General features: G+C 66.7%; 1 protein-coding gene. It reads left to right on the forward strand.

What is annotated here, in order from left to right; all coding sequences use genetic code 11:
- Positions 1-279: type IV secretory system conjugative DNA transfer family protein (locus EN807_RS35065; protein WP_189522724.1), on the forward strand; the 279-nt coding region annotated here is incomplete at both ends.

Raw genomic sequence — 279 nt, forward strand, 5'->3', positions numbered from 1 at the left:
TCGGCTCGATGGGCCGGCAGGAGGGAAGTGGAGGCGGCTGGCCTGCTTGGCGCCGACGGCGTCGTGCTTGGACGCTACGATCTCCACTACCTGCGCCACGACGGACCCGAGCATGTTCTGTGCTTTGCTCCCACCCGTTCGGGGAAGGGTGTCGGCCTGGTGGTGCCTTCGCTGTTTGCCTGGCCGGGTTCCGCGATCGTCCACGACATCAAGGGTGAGAACTGGCAGCTCACCGCCGGTTTCCGCGCACTGCACGGTCGCGTGCTGCTCTTCGATCCC

The sequence above is a fragment of the Mesorhizobium sp. M5C.F.Ca.ET.164.01.1.1 genome (assembly GCF_004792125.1).
In the GTDB taxonomy this organism is placed as follows: Bacteria; Pseudomonadota; Alphaproteobacteria; order Rhizobiales; family Rhizobiaceae; genus Mesorhizobium; species Mesorhizobium wenxiniae.